We start from the raw sequence: 20543 nt of genomic DNA, 5'->3' as shown, positions 1-20543 counted from the left end.
CTATCGTTTTCTAAAAGCAATTCCACAGACTAAAGACAGAATTCCTAGACAGATCATCGCAAAAGATTGAGTGCTATCGCTTTCAGCAATTACTTTTTCGGTTCCGTTTTCTAAAGAAATATGAGGAAAGAGTAAGGTGTAAATCCCGTAGCCAATTAAAACAGCGCCAACTAATAGTAAAACAATCTTTAATGTATTTTTCATTTTATAAACCCATCTTAAAAAGCACCGAAAGTTAAGTATTTAATTGTAATTTTCTTGAAAAATTGACTCATGAAAATTCTTCTTACTGGTGCTAACGGATATATTGGAATGCGTTTACTGCCTTTACTCTTAGAACAAGGCCATCAAGTGGTTTGCGCCGTAAGAAGTGCCGATCGCCTCTCGGTAGATCCTGAGGTAAAAAAAGAGATTGAAATTGTAGAGATCGATTTTTTGGAAGAAGTACAACCCAATAAACTTCCTACCGATATTGATGCCGCGTATTATTTAATACATTCGATGACGACTTCTACCAAAGATTTTGATGAAAAAGAAGCTCAGGCCGCAGAAAACTTCAACAAATATTTAGAGCCCGTCAATGCCAAACAAGTGATCTTTCTTACCGGAATGGTTAACGAAAAAGAAAGCTCTAAACATTTAAGCTCGCGCGAGAAAGTTGGGAAAATTTTGCAAGAAGGTAATTTTCATCTTACCTGTTTACAAGCCGGCATCGTTGTAGGTTCCGGGAGTTCTTCTTTTGAAATTATTAGAGATCTGTGTGAAAAACTGCCGTTTATGATCACGCCGCGTTGGGTAAATACCAAAACCCAACCCATTGCCATTAGAAATGTCTTGCAATATTTAACCGGTGTTTTGGGGAACGAAAAATGCTATGATGAAGCTTTTGATATTGGTGGTCCCGAAGTATTGACTTACAAAAAAATGATGCTTCAATACTCTAAAATTAGAGGTTTAAAACTTCACATTATCGGCGTCCCGTTTATGACGCCCAGACTATCTTCTTACTGGCTATATTTTGTAACCTCTACTTCGTATAAACTTGCCGTGAATTTGGTGGATAGTATGACGGTTGAAGTAATTTCTAAAGATACAAGATTGCAAGAAATGCTGAATATTGAACCTATTTCTTACGAAGAAGCAATCAAAATGGCTTTCGATAAAATAGAACAAAATCAAGTAGTTTCTAGCTGGAAAGATTCAAAATCTAGCGGAAGATACAAACAAAAAGACCTTAACAAATACATTCAAGTTCCTAAACACGGATGTTTGCGTGATGTTCAGCAACAAAAAGCAGAAGATCCGGAAGTTTCGTTAGAAAAAATTTGGAGTATTGGTGGTCAAAACGGTTGGTATTATGCCGATACGCTTTGGAAGTTTAGAGGTTTTCTCGATAAACTTTTTGGTGGCGTAGGTTTGCGTCGTGGTAGAACACACAGCAATAAAATAAATACAGGAGATTCGCTTGATTTTTGGCGCGTTTTACTAGCCGATAAAGAAAAAAAGCGACTCTTGCTTTTTGCAGAAATGCGTGTACCTGGTGAGGCTTGGTTAGAGTTTTGTATCGATGATGAGGGTATTGTACATCAAACGGCAACTTTTAGACCTAGAGGAATTGCAGGAAGAGCCTATTGGTATAGTATGCTTCCGTTTCATTTTTTTATCTTTAAAGGTATGTTAGATGAAATTGCATCTGCCGATAAATAACCAATACCTATGAAAATATCTCGATTCATTTTTACAGCTTTCCTCCTAACTTTTCTAATTAGCTGCGATAATTCAGATGAAAATACTCCCGAAGAGCCAACGCCATCAACAGAAATGTACTTTCCGCCAATAGCCAGTAATGATTGGGAAACTACCACATCAGCTCAATTAAATTGGAATGAAGATGAAATAGATGCATTGATCACTTATCTAGCAGAAAATAACACAGAAGCATTTATTATTCTAAAAGACGGTAAGATTGTGATCGAAGAATATTTTTCAGATACTAATCAAAATACACTTCATCCTTGGAACTCGGCAGGCAAAACCCTTATTTCATTTTTAATTGGTCAAGCTCAACAAGACGGTTTATTAACTATTCAAGATGCTACTTCAACCTATTTGAGTAAAAACTGGACCTCTATGACTCCCGCACAAGAAAATGCGATCACGATTTGGAACCAACTTACGATGACTGCCGGCGGAGATTATAGCGTTGAAAATACAATGTGCTACGATCCTGAATGTCTAACTTACTTAAATGAACCCGGTGAGTTTTGGTATTATCACAATGCCTTTTACACACTTTTAAAACCCGTTTTAGAAGAAGCGACCACTAACAATTTTGACGGCTATTTTGAAGAGCATTTGAAAAATAAAATAGGAATGAACGGAAATTGGGTATCGATAGCCTACAATGATATTTATTTCAGTAATGCTAGAAGTATGGCAAGATTCGGGTTACTAAATTTAAACAAGGGTCGTTGGGAAAATGAAGCTTTAATCGATGAAACTTATTTTGAAGAAATGACGACTACTTCGCAAAACCTGAATCCTGCTTATGGTTTTTTATGGTGGCTCAACGGAAAATCTTCTTATAAATTACCACAAAGTACTGCAACTTTTCAAGGGAAACTTATCCCTAACGCGCCCGACGATTTAATTGCCGGTTTAGGTGCCAACGATAAAAAGCTTTACGTGGTTCCCAGTGAAGGTTTGGTCATTGTAAGATTAGGACCAGAAGCAGAAAATTCAACTTTAGGACCTTCAGGTTTTGATAATATTCTTTGGGAAAAGATTTCAGCTATTTATAATTAAACAACTTTACTTATTAAAATTTTTAGACTCATAAAAGACAACGCTTTACTAGCGCTATCTATCATTTTTATTCTAGCTTTTTCAAGCTTTATTTTTATTGCTCCGGAAAGTTTTTACAATACTATTGAAACTTACTCGATCACCATTAGAGATCTCTTCGGAAGTTTTTATTTGTGGTTAGGCTTAGGCTGTGTTTTATTTCTATTGATCTTAGCTTTTACTCCCTTCGGAAAGATAAAATTAGGCGGAAGCAAACCCGAATACAACACATTATCTTGGATTGCGATGTTGTATAGCGCAGGAATGGGTGCCGGCATTTTATTACGAGCCGTGCAAGAACCGGTGTTTATGCAACAACATCCGCCAATCTCGACAAATGCTTCTGCGGAAGTAGTTGCGCTGGAATATACTTTTTATCAATGGGGATTTACCGCTTGGGCATTTTATGTGTTCTTCGCCCTGGTAATTGGTTATTATTTATTTGTACGGAAAAAATCGATGTTACTCAGCAATACTTTTCCGCAATTTGAAGGAAGTAAACTTATAAAAGGCGCTGATCTATTAACCATCTTAACGACCGTGATCGGAATTGTTGCCGCTATTAGTTTAGGAACCGAACAAATCGAGGGCGGACTCACCTATTTACTCGAAACCGAAAATGATTATGCTTTTGCTTATCTGTTTACATTTATCATTTTTCTCTTCGGATTTATTTCTGCTTATCGCGGCATTCATAAAGGAATTCAGAAAATTTCAAATTGGAATATCGCACTTACTTTTCTGTTGTTACTCTTCATTTTCCTACAAAATGATATGTTACAAATCCTTAAAAATTTCGGAATTGCAACGTATCGATACATCATCGATTTTCTTCCCTTAAGTTTAGCTCTAGGAAATTACAATCCCGGTAAACAATTTCTTACCGATTGGACGCTTTATTATTGGGCATTCTGGTTAGCTTGGGCACCATTCACCGGTATTTTCATCGCCAGAATTTCTAAAGGAAGAAGCATTCGGCAAATGATTTTAGGAGCTATTTTCATTCCGTCATTTGGGAGTTTCTTTTGGTTTAGTGTTTTTGGGACTTCCTCATTTCAGCTTATTGAACAAATGAGCAGTTATCAAGGTGAATTTGACAATGTATTCACTTCCATATTTGTATTTCTAAAAGCGTATCCACTATCTACCGTAACTTCTATTTTAACGATTGTTTTGTTAATTGGCTTTTTAATTACTTCGGTAGATTCTGCAATTTATGTACTGAGTATGTTTACTGATAAGGGAAAACAAAACCCAAAGAAAACGCATCGCTTAATTTGGGCTATACTCATGTTTATTTTTACGGAAGCCATTTTACTTTTAGGTAGTTTTACTCCAGAAATTAATGTTCTTACTGCAATGCAAAAACTCTTGATTGTGACTTCACTTCCCTTTGCATTGCTGAGTGTTCTAATCGGAATTCGGTTAGTAAAAGATTTCCGGAGTTCGAAGTAACCAATAAAAAACCTCACAAGTTTTAAAGCCTGTGAGGTTTAGAATAAAATCAGGATGCGATGCTGAATCAAGTTCAGCATGACGTTATTTTATCCTTCCGACTTCTTTCGCTAAAGCTACAGAAGCCACCTTTCCTTGAAAGGGAAGGAACTTTTTATTTTTTGGTTTTCGGTAAGAACACTTCCGCAAGCATACAACGCGCGCTTCCACCACCAAGGGTTTCGATGGTTTGCAGACTACTGCTTAAAATCTCACAGTGTTTCTCGATTTTGGCAACTTGGCCTGCTGTTAAACTTTGGTGAGCACGTTCACTCATTACCAAATACTTTTTATTAAAAGCACCTTGTACTTGCAACATATTACCCGCAAATTCGTGCATTTGCTCTTCTGTGATCGTGATGATTTCTTTACCATCTTCTTTTAAACTATTGATCACCGCTTTGCGTTGCTTTTTATCGTCGATCGTATCTAGACAAATTACCGCGAATTCTTCAGCTAAACACATCATCACGTTGGTATGGTAAATTGCTTTACGCTCACCATTCACGGTTTGGTTGGCTTCAAAAATTATCGGCATATACTCAAAATCTTCACAAAACTCGATCAGCAAATCTTCATCGGCGCGTTCAGAAAGGGCGCAATATGCTTTTTCGTTCGAACGGTCTAATAGCAAACTTCCCGTTCCTTCTAAGAAAATCTTTTCCTCTTCTGCAGCGGTATAATCGATCACATTTTTGATCTCAAAACCTTCTTCTTCTAAACGTTGTAAAATATCTTCACGACGTTCTCTTCTTCGGTTTTCAGCAAACATCGGGTACAAAGCGATATCTCCTGTCTCGTGAAAAGAAACCCAGTTGTTCGGGAAAATAGAATCTGGCGTATTGTTTTCAGCAACATCATCTACCACAACTACATTTACACCAACCTTGCGAAGTTTAGCAGCAAAATCGTCAAACTCTTGTTGTGCTTTTTGCGTGATCTCGTCTACGTTTCCATCAATATTTTTCTGAAAATAATTATTCACTGCCGTCTCTTCATTCATTCTGAAGGCTACAGGTCTAATCATTAAAATACTATCTGTAATCTGTTTCATTCTTTTTCTTTTTGCAATAATTCGTTCTTGACTCTGTTAGAACTGATGTTTTTTTTATTTGGGCGTCCGGGCAGGCTTTCGCTACTCGCTTTTTTTGTCACTAAAAATTTCTCCGAAACTCAAGGTGACAAAAAAGAGCTCAAACACGCCGCTCAATCCTTGACGCGCTTACTCCCGAATTAACGGTAAAGTAGAGCAACGCAATAAACCTTCTTGCTTAGCAATTTCTGCATAAGGAACTTCTTCTACCGTGATTCCGTTTTCACGAAGCCAAGCGTTTAATCGTGTAAAATTCTTTTCAGAAATCACTACTTCCGGAGAAATTGAAAAAATGTTACTGTTCATATTGTACATTTCTGCTTTGGTAATTTCAAAGACGTTTTCTTTTCCGAAGTAATTTACCAACCACTCGTATTCTTCTTCCTCTAAAAATCCGTTTTTATGAATGATCGCTTTGTCTTTCCCAACCGGCTGAAAACAACAATCTAAATGCAACGCATTATTTTTAGCATCGGTATTCGATTTTCGAAGGTTAAACGACTTTACAGTTTTATCTGGAAATAATTCAGCAAGTGCTTTTACTGCTTGCGTATTGGTTCTTGCCGTGATAAAATCTGGATAATCTTCACCTCGATACGTACCCACAAAAATGTAATCGCCGTGCGGCATGACATCGCCACCTTCGACGTGCGCTTCTTCAGGAAAACGAATTACATTCTCTTTAGGCACCAAATCGATTATATGCTGAATGGCTTCAATCTCGCGTTCACGATCGGGTAAAATATTCGCGATAATAAATTTATCTTCGATCACAAAACCAATATCTCTTGAAAAGATCTGATTATAGTTTTCGATAACTTTTGGGCGGTAAACTTCAACATTATATTTCTTTAAAACCTCTTCTACCGCTTTAATTTCTTTGACCATATCTTGCTCTTCTGGATAGGTCCCGGCTTTTAAATGTTCTAAAGATTTGGGATCGTAAGTATCTTCGATACTAGGTTGATCACCTATGTTTCTGGCAAGACCTAAAACTACGGCTTTAAGCCGATTGGTCTCATTAGTGATATGTAGTGAAAGCATTTTTATTTTTTTGGCAAATATAAAAAAAGCTCCATATTTCTATGAAGCTTTTACAAATTTGATAATGAAATGATTATCTATTTTCGATATCTTTAAAATCTCTAAGGTTTTCACCCGTATACACCTGACGTGGACGACCAATTGGTTCTTTTTTCAATCTCATTTCTCTCCACTGTGCGATCCAACCTGGTAATCTACCTAAAGCGAACATTACAGTAAACATTTCTGTTGGGATACCTAATGCTCTGTAAATAATACCAGAATAGAAATCTACGTTCGGGTATAGCTTTCTTTTTACGAAGTAATCGTCTTCTAAAGCTTCTTTTTCTAATCCTTTAGCGATATCTAATACCGGATCTTGTACACCTAAATCTCCTAATACTTCGTCTGCAGATTTTTTGATGATCTTAGCACGAGGATCGAAGTTTTTATACACACGGTGACCGAAGCCCATTAATCTAAACGGATCTTCTTTGTCTTTAGCTTTCGCCATATATTTTTTAGTATCACCACCGTCTTCTTTAATACCTTCCAGCATTTCGATCACTGCTTGGTTAGCACCACCGTGAAGTGGACCCCAAAGTGCAGAAATACCTGCAGAAATAGAAGCAAATAAACCGGCGTGAGAAGAACCAACTATTCTTACCGTAGAGGTAGAACAGTTTTGTTCGTGATCTGCATGAAGAATTAATAATTTATTTAAAGCAGCAGAAACTACAGGATTAACCTTGTACTCTTCATTTGGCTTTTTAAACATCATTTTTAAGATGTTATCTACATAATCTAAAGAACTATCACCATAGTCTAATGGCTTGCTGTTTCTTTTTCTTAACGTCCAAGCTACTAATACCGGAAATTTAGCTAATAATTTCACGATCGCTTTGTACATATCTTCTTCAGAATCTACGTTTACAGAGCTTGGGTTAAATGCAATTAATGCACTTGTTAATGATGAAAGCACTCCCATTGGGTGAGCAGACTTTGGAAAACCATCTAAGATTTTCTTCATCTCTTCATCTACGTGAGATTCATCTTTAATATCTCCGTAAAATTTATCTAATTGCTCCTGCGTTGGAAGCTCGCCAAAAATTAATAAGTATGCTACTTCTAAAAAGCTTGCTTTTTCAGCTAAATCTTCAATAGAATAACCTCTATACCTTAAGATTCCTTCTTCACCATTTAAAAATGTAATGGCACTTTCACAAGAACCTGTATTTTTAAAACCAGGATCTAAAGTAATAAGTCCTCCAGTGTCACCTCTTAAAGATTTAATTTGAATCGCTTTTTCGCCTTCTGTACCTTCTGTAACAGGAAATTCGTACTTTTTCCCGTCAAGTTCTATCGTAGCTGTTTTTGACATGTTATTTATTATTGAATTTTTTAATTTAAAGTGTCGCTAATTTACAAAATTTAGTGTTAAATAGCCGTTAAGAAGCCTTTATAATTTTGATTAATTTGATAGAAAATTCTTATTACCGAAAAGGTTTTAGTAATTAATAGTTGTTGTTGAGTTTTAAGCAAAAAAAAGTCCCACTTTTAAAGCAGGACTTATTCAAATTTACTTTATAAATAAATTAGATTTTAAAGGCATTTGCTTGCGGATAGTAAGCTACTTCACCTAATTCTTCTTCGATTCTTAATAACTGATTGTATTTTGCCATACGATCACTACGAGAAGCTGAACCGGTTTTAATTTGACCTGTATTTAACGCAACTGCTAAATCTGCAATCGTGTTATCTTCAGTTTCTCCTGAACGGTGAGACATTACTGAAGTATAACCGGCATTGTGTGCCATATTTACTGCAGCAATTGTTTCTGTTAATGTACCGATCTGGTTAACTTTAATTAGGATTGAATTAGCGATACCTTCATCAATTCCGCGAGAAAGACGTTCTACGTTAGTAACATATAAATCGTCTCCTACTAATTGTACTTTATCTCCGATTTTATCGGTTAACGCTTTCCAACCTTCCCAGTCATTTTCATCCATACCATCTTCAATAGAAATGATCGGGTATTTTGAAGCTAATTCAGCTAAATAAGAAGCTTGCTCTTCGCTCGTTCTTACTTCGCCACCTTCACCTTCAAATTTCTTGTAGTTATATTTACCGTCTTCAAAAAATTCTGCAGCAGCACAATCTAAAGCGATCATTACTTCGTCTCCAAATTTGTATCCTGCTTTTTCTACTGCTGTTTTGATAGAATCTAATGCATCTTCTGTACCTTCTAAAGTCGGTGCAAAACCACCTTCGTCACCTACAGCGGTACTTAAACCTCTATCGTGAAGTACTTTCTTTAAGTTATGGAAAATTTCTGTTCCCATTTTAATAGCGTGAGAAAAGCTTTTGGCTTTTACCGGCATGACCATAAATTCTTGAAATGCGATCGGTGCATCTGAGTGAGAACCTCCGTTAATGATATTCATCATAGGAACCGGTAAAGTTTTTGCACTTACACCGCCTACGTATCTATATAAAGGAAGGTTTAACTCGTTAGCTGCCGCTTTTGCAGCTGCAAGAGAAACCCCTAAAATTGCGTTAGCTCCTAATTTAGATTTATTTGGCGTACCATCTAAATCGATCATTGCTTTATCGATCGCTTCTTGTTCGAAAACAGAAAAACCAATTAAATTTTCAGCAATGGTAGTATTTACGTTTTCTACAGCTTTAGTTACGCCTTTACCCATATAATCATCGCCACCATCTCTAAGTTCAACGGCTTCGTGTTCTCCGGTAGAAGCTCCAGAAGGCACTGCAGCTCTTCCTAAAACACCATTTTCTGTAATTACATCTACTTCTACGGTTGGATTACCTCTTGAATCAAATATTTGTCTAGCGTGAATTTCAATTATTAAGCTCATAGTTTTTGTTTGATTATAAATAATTTAGCTGCAAGATAAGGATTTTGCTGCTTATTTACTTTTAATTTATTGTCAACAATTATGGATTTTGGAATTTTTAGCAACCCGAAAACGTTTTTGTTAACAAAAAAAGCCTTGAAAATTTCAAGGCTTTTAATTTTATGCGGTTACTTTTTTCATATTCTCAATGAATTGATCGAAAAGATACAGTGCATCGTTTGGTCCGGGACCAGCTTCCGGGTGATATTGTACAGAAAAACAATTCTTATTTTTCATTTGTAAACCGGCTACCGTTTGATCGTTTAAGTGAATATGCGTAATCTCTACTTCTGGATTAGCTTCTAAAGATTCTTTACTTACGGCAAAACCATGATTTTGCGAAGTAATTTCACCTTTACCGGTTAGTAGGTTTTTAATCGGGTGATTAATCCCTCTATGTCCGTGGTGCATTTTAAAGGTATCGATACCATTTGCCAAGGCAATAATTTGATGACCTAAGCAAATACCAAATAACGGCTTATCTTTTTCGATGATCTTTTTAGCAACATCTATAGCATTGGTTAACGGCTCCGGATCTCCAGGCCCATTAGATAAGAAGTAGCCATCAGGATTCCAAGATTCCATTTCTTCAAAACTAGTATCGTATGGGAATACATTAATGTAACAACCTTTCTTCGCTAAGTTTCTTAGAATATTTTTCTTGATCCCGATATCTAAAGCTGCCACTTTAAATTCAGCATCTTCTTCACCTACAAAATAAGTTTCTTTTGTTGAAACCTTAGAAGCAAGCTCTAAACCTTTCATCGAAGGGATCGCTGCCAATTCTTTCTTAAGCGCTTCAACTTCATCTATACGCGTAGAAATTACAGCATTCATCGCACCGTGTTTTCTTATATAAGAAACTAGTGCACGAGTATCTACATCTGAGATCGCTAAGAGATTGTTATTTGTTAAAAAGTCTTCTAAAGATAGATCTGAACGCTCTCTTGAATAGTTATAGCTGAAATTCTTACAAATTAATCCGGCAATTTTAATGTCTTCAGATTCTACTTCTTCAGAAAAAGTACCATAATTACCAATGTGGGCGTTGGTTGTAATCATTAATTGTCCGTAATATGAAGGATCTGTAAAAATCTCTTGATATCCTGTCATTCCGGTATTAAAACATACTTCTCCAAACGAAGTACCATCTCTATCTCCAACAACTTTTCCGTGGAAAATTGTACCATCTTCTAACAATAAAATTGCTTTTTTACGAACGTGATATTTCATTACAATCGAATAATAATTTAGGTTAAGTTAAAAAAAAAGGATAAACCCTTAAAGTTTATCCTTTTGAAATTATTGAAAAATAAAATTCATTTTACTCTTCTTCATTTGATGATTTATCTTCTGCTTTAGGAGCAGTAGTTTCAGAAGCTGCAGTTTCTGTAGCATTCTTCTTACCACCTCTTCTACTACGACGAGTAGATTTTTTCTTACCTTCTCCTTTAGGGTTGTAAATTTCGTTAAAATCTACTAACTCGATAAGTGCCATATCTGCATTATCTCCTAAACGATTACCAAGTTTGATAATTCTTGTATATCCACCTGGACGGTCTCCCACTTTTGGTGCAACTTCTCTAAAAAGCTCACTTACTGCATATTTGTTACGAAGTTTAGCGAAAACTAATCGTCTGTTATGCGTAGTGTCTTCTTTAGATTTAGTTATTAAAGGCTCAATAAATTGTTTTAAAGCTTTCGCTTTAGCAACAGTAGTATTGATTCTTTTGTGCTCGATTAAAGATGATGCCATATTGGCTAACATTGCTTTTCTGTGAGCAGTTTTTCTACCTAAGTGGTTTACTTTTTTTCCGTGTCTCATGACCTTTTGGTTTAATCATCATCTTGCTTCTAAACTCATTTTGTGAGGAGCAAAATATGACGTATTAATCTTTATCTAATTTGTATTTTGATAAATCCATTCCGAAGTTAAGACCTTTTACATTTACTAGTTCTTCTAGCTCTGTTAAAGATTTTTTACCGAAGTTACGGAACTTCATTAAATCATTTTTATTGTATGATACTAAGTCTCCTAAAGTATCTACTTCTGCTGCTTTTAAACAATTTAATGCTCTTACTGAAAGATCTAAATCTACCAATTTAGTTTTCAATAACTGTCTCATATGAAGTGATTCTTCATCGTAAGTTTCAGTTTGAGCGATCTCATCGGCTTCAAGGGTAATTCTCTCATCAGAGAATAACATAAAGTGATGGATTAAGATTTTAGCAGCTTCAGTTAAAGCATCTTTTGGATGAATTGAACCGTCTGAAGAGATCTCAAAAACTAACTTTTCGTAGTCAGTTTTTTGCTCTACACGATAGTTCTCGATACTATACTTTACGTTTTTAATTGGCGTATAGATAGAATCTGTAAAGATGGTTCCTAAAGGAGCGTTAGCTTTTTTATTTTCTTCAGCAGGCACATAACCACGACCTTTATCGATTGTTAACTCGATATTAAGATTTACATTCTCTTCCATATTACAAATCACTAAATCTGGGTTTAGTACTTGAAATCCTGAAATGAATTTTTGAAAATCTCCTGCGGTAAGTTGATCTTTACCCGAGAAAGAAATAGTTACTGTCTCGTTATCTACTTCTTCTATTTGTCTTTTAAAACGAACTTGTTTTAAATTTAAAATAATTTCGGTAACGTCTTCTACAACTCCAGCAATGGTAGAAAACTCATGATCTACACCTTCTATTCTTACTGAGGTTATTGCGAAACCTTCTAATGAAGACAACAGTACTCGTCTAAGAGCGTTACCTACAGTTAATCCATATCCTGGTTCTAAGGGACGAAATTCAAACTTGCCCTCGAACTCGGTTGAATCAATCATGATAACTTTATCGGGCTTCTGAAAATTAAGTATGGCCATATTATGAGTTCTGTCTGTTAAAGATTATTTCGAATATAATTCGACGATAAATTGTTCGTTAATGTTTTCTGGAATTTGAATTCTTGAAGGTACAGAAACATAAGTTCCTTCTTTCTTCTCTGAATTCCAGGTAATCCATTCGTAAACATTACTTGAGCTCTCCAATGAAGACTGGATTGCTGTTAAAGATTTAGACTTTTCTCTTACCCCTACTACATCACCAGCTTTTAATTGGTAAGAAGGTATATTTACGATTTCACCGTTTACAGTGATATGTCTGTGAGAAACCAATTGTCTTGCACCTCTTCTAGAAGGAGAAACTCCCATTCTATAAACAACATTATCTAAACGAGATTCACATAATTGTAAAAGAACCTCACCAGTAATACCTTGTGCAGCTGTTGCTTTCTTAAACATATTTCTGAATTGACGCTCTAATATACCGTAAGTATATTTTGCTTTTTGCTTCTCCATTAACTGGACAGCGTATTCAGATTTTTTACCACGGCGTCTGTTGTTACCGTGTTGACCTGGAGGATAGTTTCTTTTTTCAAAAGACTTATCATCTCCAAAAATAGCTTCACCAAACTTTCTTGCTATTTTACTTTTTGGACCAGTATATCTTGCCATTTATTTAAATTTTAAAGAGTGATTATGAATTAAGGTCTTTGAAAATATAATCCTTCGATAATCGTAATACTCTTTGTTGATATTTACTATTAATTAAACTCTACGTCTTTTTGGTGGACGACAACCGTTGTGTGGAATTGGTGTGATATCGATAATCTCTGTTACTTCGATCCCTCCGTTGTGGATAGAACGAATAGCAGATTCTCTACCATTACCAGGTCCCTTCACATAAACTTTCACTTTTCTTAAACCAGCTTCGTGTGCTACTTTAGCTGCATCTTCTGCTGCTAATTGTGCTGCGTAAGGAGTGTTTTTCTTAGATCCTCTAAAGCCCATTTTACCGGCAGTAGACCAAGAGATCACATCTCCTTTTTTGTTAGTTAAAGAAACAATGATATTATTGAAAGAAGCTGTAATGTGCGCCTCACCAAAAGAATCAACGATTACTTTACGTTTCTTAGTTGTTGACTTTGCCATAACTACTTATTATTTAGTTGCTTTTTTCTTGTTCGCAACTGTTTTTCTCTTTCCTTTACGCGTTCTAGAGTTATTCTTCGTACGCTGACCTCTTAACGGAAGGCTAGATCTGTGACGGATACCACGGTAACAACCGATATCCATTAAACGCTTAATACTAAGCTGAACTTCTGATCTTAATTCTCCTTCTATGGTATATTGCCCTACAGCTTCACGAATTTTTCCGATTTCATCATCGGTCCAATCTGAAACTTTAGTATTCTCATCTACTTTGGCAGTTTCAAGAATTTTTTGAGCTCTACTCTTGCCAATTCCGAAGATATAGGTTAATGCTATAACTCCTCGCTTTTGTTTAGGTATATCTACCCCTGCAATTCTCGCCATAATTAGCCTTGTCTTTGTTTAAATCTAGGATTCTTTTTGTTAATAACGTAAAGGCGCCCTTTTCTGCGTACAATCTTGCAGTCGGCACTTCTCTTTTTTATTGATGCTCTTACTTTCATCTCTATTGTTTTTTCTGATAAATGTAAAGTTTCTGTGTTTTAGAAGCTTATCAAAATTTTTCAGACCGCAAAAGTAATAAAAAATTTTGAATTAATCACATTTATAAGATTTATTAGTATCTATAGGTTATACGAGCCTTCGTTAAATCGTAAGGACTCATTTCCAATTTAACTTTATCTCCCGGCAAAAGCTTAATGTAATGCATTCTCATTTTTCCTGAGATGTGAGCTGTGACCACGTGACCGTTTTCCAACTCTACTCTAAACATTGCATTAGATAATGCCTCGATAATTGTTCCGTCTTGCTCTATTGCTGGTTGCTTTGCCATAATTATGCTACTGCTTTTCTATTTCTTCCAGATTTCATTAAACCATCGTAATGCTTATTCAATAAATAAGAATTGATCTGCTGCATTGTATCGATCGCCACACCTACCATAATGATAAGAGAAGTACCTCCAAAGAATAACGCCCAACCTTGCTGAACACCTATCGAAACAACAACCGCAGGGAATACTGCAATTAATGCTAAGAAAACAGATCCTGGCAATGTGATTTGAGACATAATTCTATCTAAGTATTCTGCTGTTTCTGTACCCGGTCTGATCCCAGGAATAAAACCACCACTTCTTTTTAAATCATCTGCCATCTTATTAGTTGGCACTGTAATCGCGGTATAGAAATAAGTGAATATGATAATTAGTAATGCAAACACTACGTTATACCATAAACCGAAGATATTATTAAATTCTGCGGTAATTCCTTGAGCCATTTCAGAATCTGACATTCCTGCAACAGCAGAAGGAATAAACATAATTGCTTGTGCAAAAATAATAGGCATTACTCCTGAAGCATTTAACTTTAAAGGAATAAACTGTCTTGCTCCTCCAAAGATATTTTTTTCATAACCTCCAGTCGCATTTCGCCTAGCATATTGAACCGGTATCTGCCTTACAGCCATCACCAACATCACAGATGCGAAAATGATTGCAAACCAAATAAACAACTCAATAAGGATCATAATTAAACCTCCATTTGCATCGGCTCCAGAAACTCTAGAAACCCATTCTTGTATGAATGACTGCGGAAGTCTAGCGATGATACCTACCATAATTAATAAAGAAATACCGTTTCCTATACCTTTATCTGTAATTCTTTCACCTAACCACATTGCAAAAATACAGCCTGTAGTAAGGATAATTACTGAAGAAACAACAAAACTTATTGAATCTCCTAACAAGAAAGCACTTTGAGGTAAAGTTCCGTATAAGTTATAGATATAACCAGGACCTTGTACCAAAGTAATAGCGATGGTTAACCAACGTGTAATTTGGTTAATTTTCTTTCTACCACTTTCACCTTCTTTTTGAAGTTTTTGAAGATAAGGAACTGCAATACCCATTAACTGCACCACAATCGATGCAGAAATGTAAGGCATAATCCCTAATGCAAAAATCGATGCATTAGAAAAAGCACCACCTGTAAATGCGTTAAGCAAACCTAATAAACCGTCGTCGGTTTGGCTTGCTAAATTAGACAATTGCGATGCATCTATACCCGGAAGTACTACTTGAGTACCAAAACGATAAACCAATAGAAGACCTAAAGTAATCAAAATACGATTCTTTAGCTCTTCTATTTTCCAAACGTTCTTTATTGTTTCAATAAATTTCATTCTTTACTTTTATAAAGTTACAGCTTCACCACCGGCAGCTTCGATTGCTTCTTTAGCAGATGCGGTGAATTTGTGAGCAGAAACTTTAAGTTTAGCTTTAAGCTCTCCTCTTCCTAAGATTTTTACTAAATCTGTTTTTGTTGCTAATCTATTATCTAATAAAGTTTGTAAATCTACAGTATCATTAATTTTACCGTTATCTACTAACTTTTGAAGTGTATCTAAATTAACCCCTTGATATTCTTTACGATTTCTGTTATTGAAACCAAATTTAGGAACTCGTCTTTGAAGTGGCATTTGCCCACCTTCAAATCCGATTTTCTTAGAATATCCTGAACGAGATTTAGCTCCTTTGTGTCCGCGTGTAGAAGTTCCACCTTTACCAGATCCTTCACCTCTACCTATACGCTTACTATTTGCTCGAACTGAACCCTTTGCAGGTCTTAAGTTATTTAATTCCATCGTATAAGTTTATTTTGTTTCTTCAACAGAAACTAAATGTTGTACTTTATTTATCATTCCAAGGATATTAGGCGAATCTTCGTGTTCGACAGTTTGCCCCATCTTTCTTAAACCTAAAGCTTCTAAGGTAAGCTTTTGGTTCTTGGTGCGATTGATAGCACTTTTCACTTTAGTTACTTTAATCTTTCCCATTTTCCTTGAATATTATCCGTTAAATACCTTGTCTAATGAAATACCACGTTGTTTTGCAACAGTCTCAGCACTTCTTAATTGCAATAATGCGTCGAAAGTAGCTTTTACCACATTGTGAGGGTTAGAAGATCCTTGGTTCTTTGATAATACATCATGAACACCAACTGCTTCTAATACCGCACGAATGGCACCACCAGCAATAACTCCGGTACCCGTTGCAGCAGGAAGTAATAAAACTCTTGCTCCACCGTATTTACCTTTTTGCTCGTGTGGTAAAGTACCCTTATTTAAAGGAATACGAACTAAATTCTTTTTTGCATCTTCTACAGCTTTAGCAATTGCTTCAGCTACCTCTTTAGACTTACCTAAACCGTGACCTACAACTCCGTTTTCGTCTCCTACAACTACGATAGCAGAAAAACCAAATGCTCTACCACCTTTAGTAACTTTAGTTACACGTTGTACACCAACTAAACGATCTTTTAAATCTAAGCCACTTGGCTTAACAAGCTCTACATTTTTATAATCTTGATACATAATCTTTTAGAATTTTAGTCCGCCTTCGCGAGCACCTTCTGCTAATGATTTAACTCTTCCGTGATATAAATATCCGCTTCTATCGAACGAAATAACTTCTACTCCGGCTTCTTTTGCTTTTTCAGCGATAGCTTTACCTACGGCAGTCGCTACCTCGCTTTTGGTTCCTTTATCAGAAACTCCTTTGTCTCTAGAAGAAGCTGCTGCAATAGTTTTACCACTTACATCATCTATTAATTGAGCATAAATCTCTTTATTACTTCTAAAAACAGATAGACGTGGTTTACTCTCAGTACCCGAAATTGATTGACGGATCCTTCTTCTAATTTTATTTCTTCTTTTTACTTTTGAAAATGCCATAATTATACTTTATTAAGCAGATTTACCTGCTTTTCTTCTAATATGCTCACCTACGAACTTGATACCTTTTCCTTTGTATGGTTCAGGCTTACGGAAAGATCTGATCTTAGCAGCTACTTGACCTACTAATTGCTTATCGTAAGAAGTTAATTTTACGATAGGATTCTTACCTTTTTCAGAAATGGTTTCAACCTTAACTTCAGGCGCCAAATCTAATACAATATTATGAGAAAATCCAATCGCTAAATCTAACTTTTGACCTTGGTTAGATGCACGGTAACCTACACCAACTAATTCTAGTTGTTTTGTAAATCCGTTAGATACACCTTCAACCATATTCTGAATTAAAGCTCTGTAAAGACCGTGCTTTGATTTAAAAATCTTCTTTTCAGAAGGTCTCTCTAACACTACTTCGTTCTCTTCAACTTTAATATCGATATCTGAAAATTCTTGAGTTAACTCTCCTAATTTTCCTTTTACAGTAACTACTCCGTCTTTTACGCTTACAGTTACGCCTTCTGGAATCGATACTGGACTTTTACCTATTCTTGACATGTTTTCGTCTTTTAAATATTAGTAAACGTAGCAAAGAACTTCACCACCTACATTCTCTTTTCTCGCTTGCTTATCTGTCATTACTCCGTGAGAAGTAGAAACGATTGCAATTCCAAGTCCGTTTAAAATACGTGGTAATTCACCCGCACCAGCATACTTTCGAAGACCAGGCTTACTAATTCTTTGTATCTTTTTGATTACAGAGTCTTTAGTATCTTTATCATACTTAAGAGCGATTTTAATTGTCCCTCTTGAACCCTCTTCCTCAAACTTATAACTAAGAATATACCCTTGATCGAATAATATTTTAGTAATTTGTTTCTTTAAATTAGAAGCTGGTATCTCTACCACACGGTGACTTGCTGCCACAGCATTTCTAATTCTAGTTAAATAATCTGCAATAGGATCTGTATTCATCTATTTTGATTTGTGGTTGTGGTTTTCTTTAGTTTAGAACCTTCAACCGATTAAATTTTTACCAACTAGCTTTTTTAACTCCCGGAATTAACCCTTTGTTAGCCATTTCTCTGAACATAACACGAGATATTCCAAATTGTCTCATATAACCCTTTGGTCTTCCTGTTAGCTTACATCTGTTATGTAAACGAACCGGAGAAGAGTTTTTAGGTAATTTCTGTAATGCTTCGTAGTCTCCAGCTTCTTTTAAAGCCTCTCTCTTTTCAGCATACTTTTTTACCAACTCTTGTCTTTTTACCTCACGGGCTTTCATTGATTCTTTAGCCATAATTAATTCTTTTTAAAAGGTAATCCTAGTTCTGTTAACAATGATTTTGCTTCCTTATCTGTATTTGCAGTAGTCACGAAAGTAATATCCATACCAGCAATTTTATTTACTCTATCGATATTAATTTCTGGGAAAATAATTTGCTCAGTAATACCTAAGTTATAATTCCCTCTACCGTCAAAACCAGTAGCTTTTATACCGTCAAAATCACGTACACGTGGAAGTGAAGCTGTGATCAAACGATCTAAAAATTCGTACATGCGATCTCCTCTAAGTGTTACTTTAGCTCCGATAGGCATACCTTTACGTAACTTGAATGAAGCAACATCTTTTTTAGATATTGTCGCTACAGCTTTTTGACCAGTAATAGTAGATAATTCATCAACAGCATGATCAATTAACTTTTTATCTGCTACAGCTGCACCAACACCTCTACTTACTACAATTTTAGTAAGTTTTGGCACTTGCATTACATTTTCGTAACTAAATTCTTCGGTAAGAGCAGAAATGACCTTGTCTTTATACTCTTGTCTAAGTCTTGGTACGTAACTCATAACTAAATTACTTCATTAGATTTTTTAGAAAATCTCACTTTTTTATCTCCTTCCATTTTAAAACCTACTCGCGTAGTTTCTCCGTCTTTAGTTAATAAAGAAAGATTTGAAATATGGATCGGAGCTTCTTTTTTAACAATTCCGCCTTGAGGGTTAGCAGCGCTTGGCTTCTCATGTTTCGAAATCATGTTAACCCCTTCAACGATTGCTTTATTTTTTTCAATTAATACTGTTTTCACAGTTCCTTGCTGACCTTTGTGTTCTCCAGCAATTACCTTTACAGTATCTCCTGACTTAATTTTAAGCTTTGCCATCTTTTGTGTATTAAAGCACCTCTGGTGCTAATGATACAATCTTCATAAATTGTCTATCACGAAGTTCTCTAGCTACAGGTCCAAATACACGAGTTCCTCTCATTTCTCCAGCAGGGTTTAATAAAACACATGCGTTATCGTCGAAACGAATATAAGAACCATCTGGTCTGCGAACTTCTTTTTTGGTACGAACTACAACTGCTGTAGAAACCGCTCCTTTTTTAATGTTACCATTAGGAGTTGCTTCTTTTACACTCACAACAATTTTATCACCTACAGAAGCGTAACGCTTCTTTGTACCACCTAATACTCTAATTGCTAAAACTTCTTTAGCACCAGTATTATCAGCTACTCTTAATCTAGATTCTTGTTGTACCATAATTACTTCGCTCTTTCAATTATTTCTACTAATCTCCAACTTTTAGTTTTACTTAAAGGTCGTGTTTCCATGATCTTTACAGTATCACCTTCGTTGCAGTCATTTTTCTCGTCGTGTGCTACGTATTTTTTCGTTTTTAATACGAATTTACCATACATAGGGTGCTTCATTTTCTTTACTTCTGAAACAACAATAGATTTCTCCATTTTGTTACTAGTAACTACACCTATACGCTCTTTTCTTAAATTTCTTTTTTCCATCTTACTCAGCAGAATTATTCAATTCTCTTTTTCTCGATTCTGTTGCTAAACGCGCTATAGTCCTTCTTACAGTTCTTAACTGCGCCGGGTTATCTAAAGGCGTAATTACGTGAGCCATTCTTAAATCTGTATAAGATTTTCTAGTATTCGCTAACTCATCTTGTAATTCAGCTACTGATAATTTTTCTACTTCTGATTGTTTCATAACTTTCAAAAATTATTCTTGATAATCCCTTGCAACGATAAACTTAGTTCTCACCGGAAGTTTCTGTGCTGCTAAACGCAACGCTTCTTTAGCAGTTGCCATTGGCACACCACCTAACTCAAAAAGAATTCTTCCCGGCTTCACTACTGCCGCCCAATACTCTACGTTACCTTTACCTTTACCCATACGAACCTCAAGAGGCTTTTTGGTAATTGGCTTGTCTGGGAAAATTTTGATCCAGATTGATCCTTCCCTTTTCATATAACGAGTAGCAGCAATACGAGCAGCTTCGATTTGTCTCGCTGTAACAAAACTTGAATCTAAAGATTTGATTCCAAAAGTTCCGTTTGATAATCTATGCCCTCTTTGAGCAAGACCTTTCATACGTCCCTTTTGCTGTTTTCTATATTTTGTTCTTTTAGGCTGTAACATTTCTCT

General features: G+C 35.7%; 30 protein-coding genes. 3 read left to right on the top strand and 27 right to left on the bottom strand.

The window, feature by feature from the left end:
- A complete protein-coding gene (locus G551_RS0109480; RefSeq protein ID WP_027885356.1) occupies positions 1-204 on the bottom strand; it encodes a DUF3185 family protein in 204 nt (67 codons plus the stop codon).
- 69 nt (positions 205-273) lie between these two features.
- Between G551_RS0109480 and G551_RS0109475 the strand changes: the two genes are divergently transcribed.
- The 3 genes from G551_RS0109475 to G551_RS0109465 are packed head-to-tail and all read left to right on the top strand — an operon-like array spanning position 274 to position 4299.
- Positions 274-1707, top strand: a complete 1434-nt coding sequence (locus G551_RS0109475; RefSeq protein ID WP_027885355.1) for an SDR family oxidoreductase — start codon at positions 274-276, stop codon at positions 1705-1707.
- Positions 1708-1716: 9 nt separating this feature from the next.
- Entirely contained in the window at positions 1717-2805 is a 1089-nt protein-coding gene (locus tag G551_RS0109470; protein WP_027885354.1) for a serine hydrolase domain-containing protein, read from the top strand.
- A 12-nt stretch (positions 2806-2817) separates the two neighbouring features.
- Complete coding sequence (locus G551_RS0109465) at positions 2818-4299, top strand: BCCT family transporter (RefSeq protein WP_027885353.1); 1482 nt, start codon at positions 2818-2820, stop codon at positions 4297-4299.
- Between the two features lie 154 nt (positions 4300-4453).
- Here the strand turns inward: G551_RS0109465 and ctlX are convergent, their stop codons facing one another.
- The 26 genes from ctlX to rplP form a co-directional block, all read right to left on the bottom strand.
- On the bottom strand, positions 4454-5392 hold the full coding sequence (gene ctlX, locus G551_RS0109460; protein ID WP_027885352.1) for a citrulline utilization hydrolase CtlX: 939 nt from the start codon (positions 5390-5392) through the stop codon (positions 4454-4456).
- Positions 5393-5560: 168 nt separating this feature from the next.
- Positions 5561-6475: a dimethylarginine dimethylaminohydrolase family protein gene (locus G551_RS0109450; RefSeq protein WP_027885351.1), complete on the bottom strand. Its 915-nt coding sequence runs from the start codon at positions 6473-6475 to the stop codon at positions 5561-5563.
- A gap of 73 nt (positions 6476-6548) precedes the next feature.
- The gene (locus G551_RS0109445; RefSeq protein WP_027885350.1) at positions 6549-7835 is read right to left on the bottom strand and encodes a citrate synthase; all 1287 of its coding nucleotides are present in this window, start codon (positions 7833-7835) and stop codon (positions 6549-6551) included.
- A 214-nt stretch (positions 7836-8049) separates the two neighbouring features.
- Complete coding sequence (gene eno / locus G551_RS0109440; protein WP_027885349.1) at positions 8050-9336, bottom strand: phosphopyruvate hydratase; 1287 nt, start codon at positions 9334-9336, stop codon at positions 8050-8052.
- Between the two features lie 159 nt (positions 9337-9495).
- A complete protein-coding gene (carA, locus tag G551_RS0109430) occupies positions 9496-10608 on the bottom strand; it encodes a glutamine-hydrolyzing carbamoyl-phosphate synthase small subunit (RefSeq protein WP_027885348.1) in 1113 nt (370 codons plus the stop codon).
- Between the two features lie 91 nt (positions 10609-10699).
- A complete protein-coding gene (gene rplQ, locus G551_RS0109425; RefSeq protein WP_027885347.1) occupies positions 10700-11200 on the bottom strand; it encodes a 50S ribosomal protein L17 in 501 nt (166 codons plus the stop codon).
- 64 nt (positions 11201-11264) lie between these two features.
- Positions 11265-12257, bottom strand: a complete 993-nt coding sequence (locus tag G551_RS0109420) for a DNA-directed RNA polymerase subunit alpha (protein ID WP_027885346.1) — start codon at positions 12255-12257, stop codon at positions 11265-11267.
- Positions 12258-12281: 24 nt separating this feature from the next.
- A complete protein-coding gene (gene rpsD / locus G551_RS0109415; protein ID WP_027885345.1) occupies positions 12282-12887 on the bottom strand; it encodes a 30S ribosomal protein S4 in 606 nt (201 codons plus the stop codon).
- 93 nt (positions 12888-12980) lie between these two features.
- Positions 12981-13364, bottom strand: a complete 384-nt coding sequence (gene rpsK / locus G551_RS0109410; protein WP_027885344.1) for a 30S ribosomal protein S11 — start codon at positions 13362-13364, stop codon at positions 12981-12983.
- Between the two features lie 9 nt (positions 13365-13373).
- Entirely contained in the window at positions 13374-13748 is a 375-nt protein-coding gene (gene rpsM / locus G551_RS0109405; RefSeq protein ID WP_027885343.1) for a 30S ribosomal protein S13, read from the bottom strand.
- A 2-nt stretch (positions 13749-13750) separates the two neighbouring features.
- Positions 13751-13867 (bottom strand): type B 50S ribosomal protein L36, encoded by a 117-nt coding sequence (gene ykgO, locus G551_RS16415; RefSeq protein WP_010519235.1) that lies wholly within the window; start codon positions 13865-13867, stop codon positions 13751-13753.
- 113 nt (positions 13868-13980) lie between these two features.
- Positions 13981-14196 carry a translation initiation factor IF-1 gene (gene infA, locus G551_RS0109400; RefSeq protein ID WP_014031991.1) on the bottom strand — a complete coding sequence of 72 codons (216 nt, stop codon included), beginning with the start codon at positions 14194-14196 and terminating at the stop codon, positions 13981-13983.
- Between the two features lie 2 nt (positions 14197-14198).
- Complete coding sequence (gene secY, locus G551_RS0109395) at positions 14199-15542, bottom strand: preprotein translocase subunit SecY (protein WP_027885342.1); 1344 nt, start codon at positions 15540-15542, stop codon at positions 14199-14201.
- 9 nt (positions 15543-15551) lie between these two features.
- Entirely contained in the window at positions 15552-16004 is a 453-nt protein-coding gene (rplO, locus tag G551_RS0109390) for a 50S ribosomal protein L15 (protein ID WP_027885341.1), read from the bottom strand.
- Positions 16005-16013: 9 nt separating this feature from the next.
- Positions 16014-16196 (bottom strand): 50S ribosomal protein L30, encoded by a 183-nt coding sequence (gene rpmD, locus G551_RS0109385; protein ID WP_027885340.1) that lies wholly within the window; start codon positions 16194-16196, stop codon positions 16014-16016.
- 12 nt (positions 16197-16208) lie between these two features.
- Positions 16209-16733, bottom strand: a complete 525-nt coding sequence (gene rpsE, locus G551_RS0109380; RefSeq protein WP_027885339.1) for a 30S ribosomal protein S5 — start codon at positions 16731-16733, stop codon at positions 16209-16211.
- Between the two features lie 6 nt (positions 16734-16739).
- Positions 16740-17093: a 50S ribosomal protein L18 gene (rplR, locus tag G551_RS0109375; protein ID WP_027885338.1), complete on the bottom strand. Its 354-nt coding sequence runs from the start codon at positions 17091-17093 to the stop codon at positions 16740-16742.
- Positions 17094-17105: 12 nt separating this feature from the next.
- Entirely contained in the window at positions 17106-17648 is a 543-nt protein-coding gene (gene rplF, locus G551_RS0109370) for a 50S ribosomal protein L6 (RefSeq protein ID WP_027885337.1), read from the bottom strand.
- A gap of 18 nt (positions 17649-17666) precedes the next feature.
- Positions 17667-18065 carry a 30S ribosomal protein S8 gene (rpsH, locus tag G551_RS0109365; protein WP_027885336.1) on the bottom strand — a complete coding sequence of 133 codons (399 nt, stop codon included), beginning with the start codon at positions 18063-18065 and terminating at the stop codon, positions 17667-17669.
- Between the two features lie 58 nt (positions 18066-18123).
- Positions 18124-18393, bottom strand: a complete 270-nt coding sequence (rpsN, locus tag G551_RS0109360; protein WP_027885335.1) for a 30S ribosomal protein S14 — start codon at positions 18391-18393, stop codon at positions 18124-18126.
- Between the two features lie 2 nt (positions 18394-18395).
- Positions 18396-18947, bottom strand: coding sequence for a 50S ribosomal protein L5 (gene rplE / locus G551_RS0109355; protein ID WP_027885334.1), 552 nt, complete (start codon positions 18945-18947; stop codon positions 18396-18398).
- Positions 18948-18949: 2 nt separating this feature from the next.
- Entirely contained in the window at positions 18950-19261 is a 312-nt protein-coding gene (gene rplX / locus G551_RS0109350) for a 50S ribosomal protein L24 (protein WP_027885333.1), read from the bottom strand.
- A 10-nt stretch (positions 19262-19271) separates the two neighbouring features.
- Entirely contained in the window at positions 19272-19640 is a 369-nt protein-coding gene (gene rplN / locus G551_RS0109345; RefSeq protein WP_027885332.1) for a 50S ribosomal protein L14, read from the bottom strand.
- A 2-nt stretch (positions 19641-19642) separates the two neighbouring features.
- Entirely contained in the window at positions 19643-19900 is a 258-nt protein-coding gene (gene rpsQ, locus G551_RS0109340; RefSeq protein ID WP_027885331.1) for a 30S ribosomal protein S17, read from the bottom strand.
- A 1-nt stretch (position 19901) separates the two neighbouring features.
- Entirely contained in the window at positions 19902-20105 is a 204-nt protein-coding gene (gene rpmC, locus G551_RS0109335) for a 50S ribosomal protein L29 (protein ID WP_027885330.1), read from the bottom strand.
- Positions 20106-20117: 12 nt separating this feature from the next.
- Complete coding sequence (gene rplP, locus G551_RS0109330) at positions 20118-20537, bottom strand: 50S ribosomal protein L16 (protein WP_027885329.1); 420 nt, start codon at positions 20535-20537, stop codon at positions 20118-20120.
- Positions 20538-20543: the final 6 nt, after the last annotated feature.

Origin of the sequence: Mesonia mobilis DSM 19841 (assembly GCF_000423405.1) — a bacterium.
Classification (GTDB): Bacteria; Bacteroidota; Bacteroidia; order Flavobacteriales; family Flavobacteriaceae; genus Mesonia; species Mesonia mobilis.
The sequence above is the reverse complement of the archived record's forward strand: the minus strand, read 5'-3'. Positions and strand labels throughout refer to the sequence as shown.

Excerpts from the sequence above, each read along its gene's own strand:
- G551_RS0109480 (WP_027885356.1), bottom strand. The coding sequence starts at position 204 with ATGAAAAATACATTAAAGATTGTTTTACTATTAGTTGGCGCTGTTTTA.
- G551_RS0109475 (WP_027885355.1), top strand. The coding sequence starts at position 274 with ATGAAAATTCTTCTTACTGGTGCTAACGGATATATTGGAATGCGTTTA.
- G551_RS0109470 (WP_027885354.1), top strand. The coding sequence starts at position 1,717 with ATGAAAATATCTCGATTCATTTTTACAGCTTTCCTCCTAACTTTTCTA.
- ctlX (WP_027885352.1), bottom strand. The coding sequence starts at position 5,392 with ATGAAACAGATTACAGATAGTATTTTAATGATTAGACCTGTAGCCTTC.
- G551_RS0109450 (WP_027885351.1), bottom strand. The coding sequence starts at position 6,475 with ATGCTTTCACTACATATCACTAATGAGACCAATCGGCTTAAAGCCGTA.
- G551_RS0109445 (WP_027885350.1), bottom strand. The coding sequence starts at position 7,835 with ATGTCAAAAACAGCTACGATAGAACTTGACGGGAAAAAGTACGAATTT.
- eno (WP_027885349.1), bottom strand. The coding sequence starts at position 9,336 with ATGAGCTTAATAATTGAAATTCACGCTAGACAAATATTTGATTCAAGA.
- carA (WP_027885348.1), bottom strand. The coding sequence starts at position 10,608 with ATGAAATATCACGTTCGTAAAAAAGCAATTTTATTGTTAGAAGATGGT.
- rplQ (WP_027885347.1), bottom strand. The coding sequence starts at position 11,200 with ATGAGACACGGAAAAAAAGTAAACCACTTAGGTAGAAAAACTGCTCAC.
- G551_RS0109420 (WP_027885346.1), bottom strand. The coding sequence starts at position 12,257 with ATGGCCATACTTAATTTTCAGAAGCCCGATAAAGTTATCATGATTGAT.
- rpsD (WP_027885345.1), bottom strand. The coding sequence starts at position 12,887 with ATGGCAAGATATACTGGTCCAAAAAGTAAAATAGCAAGAAAGTTTGGT.
- rpsK (WP_027885344.1), bottom strand. The coding sequence starts at position 13,364 with ATGGCAAAGTCAACAACTAAGAAACGTAAAGTAATCGTTGATTCTTTT.
- rpsM (WP_027885343.1), bottom strand. The coding sequence starts at position 13,748 with ATGGCGAGAATTGCAGGGGTAGATATACCTAAACAAAAGCGAGGAGTT.
- ykgO (WP_010519235.1), bottom strand. The coding sequence starts at position 13,867 with ATGAAAGTAAGAGCATCAATAAAAAAGAGAAGTGCCGACTGCAAGATT.
- infA (WP_014031991.1), bottom strand. The coding sequence starts at position 14,196 with ATGGCAAAGCAACCAGCAATAGAGCAAGACGGAACAATTATCGAGGCA.
- secY (WP_027885342.1), bottom strand. The coding sequence starts at position 15,542 with ATGAAATTTATTGAAACAATAAAGAACGTTTGGAAAATAGAAGAGCTA.
- rplO (WP_027885341.1), bottom strand. The coding sequence starts at position 16,004 with ATGGAATTAAATAACTTAAGACCTGCAAAGGGTTCAGTTCGAGCAAAT.
- rpmD (WP_027885340.1), bottom strand. The coding sequence starts at position 16,196 with ATGGGAAAGATTAAAGTAACTAAAGTGAAAAGTGCTATCAATCGCACC.
- rpsE (WP_027885339.1), bottom strand. The coding sequence starts at position 16,733 with ATGTATCAAGATTATAAAAATGTAGAGCTTGTTAAGCCAAGTGGCTTA.
- rplR (WP_027885338.1), bottom strand. The coding sequence starts at position 17,093 with ATGGCATTTTCAAAAGTAAAAAGAAGAAATAAAATTAGAAGAAGGATC.
- rplF (WP_027885337.1), bottom strand. The coding sequence starts at position 17,648 with ATGTCAAGAATAGGTAAAAGTCCAGTATCGATTCCAGAAGGCGTAACT.
- rpsH (WP_027885336.1), bottom strand. The coding sequence starts at position 18,065 with ATGAATACAGATCCTATTGCAGATTATTTAACTAGAATTAGAAATGCT.
- rpsN (WP_027885335.1), bottom strand. The coding sequence starts at position 18,393 with ATGGCTAAAGAATCAATGAAAGCCCGTGAGGTAAAAAGACAAGAGTTG.
- rplE (WP_027885334.1), bottom strand. The coding sequence starts at position 18,947 with ATGAGTTACGTACCAAGACTTAGACAAGAGTATAAAGACAAGGTCATT.
- rplX (WP_027885333.1), bottom strand. The coding sequence starts at position 19,261 with ATGGCAAAGCTTAAAATTAAGTCAGGAGATACTGTAAAGGTAATTGCT.
- rplN (WP_027885332.1), bottom strand. The coding sequence starts at position 19,640 with ATGGTACAACAAGAATCTAGATTAAGAGTAGCTGATAATACTGGTGCT.
- rpsQ (WP_027885331.1), bottom strand. The coding sequence starts at position 19,900 with ATGGAAAAAAGAAATTTAAGAAAAGAGCGTATAGGTGTAGTTACTAGT.
- rpmC (WP_027885330.1), bottom strand. The coding sequence starts at position 20,105 with ATGAAACAATCAGAAGTAGAAAAATTATCAGTAGCTGAATTACAAGAT.
- rplP (WP_027885329.1), bottom strand. The coding sequence starts at position 20,537 with ATGTTACAGCCTAAAAGAACAAAATATAGAAAACAGCAAAAGGGACGT.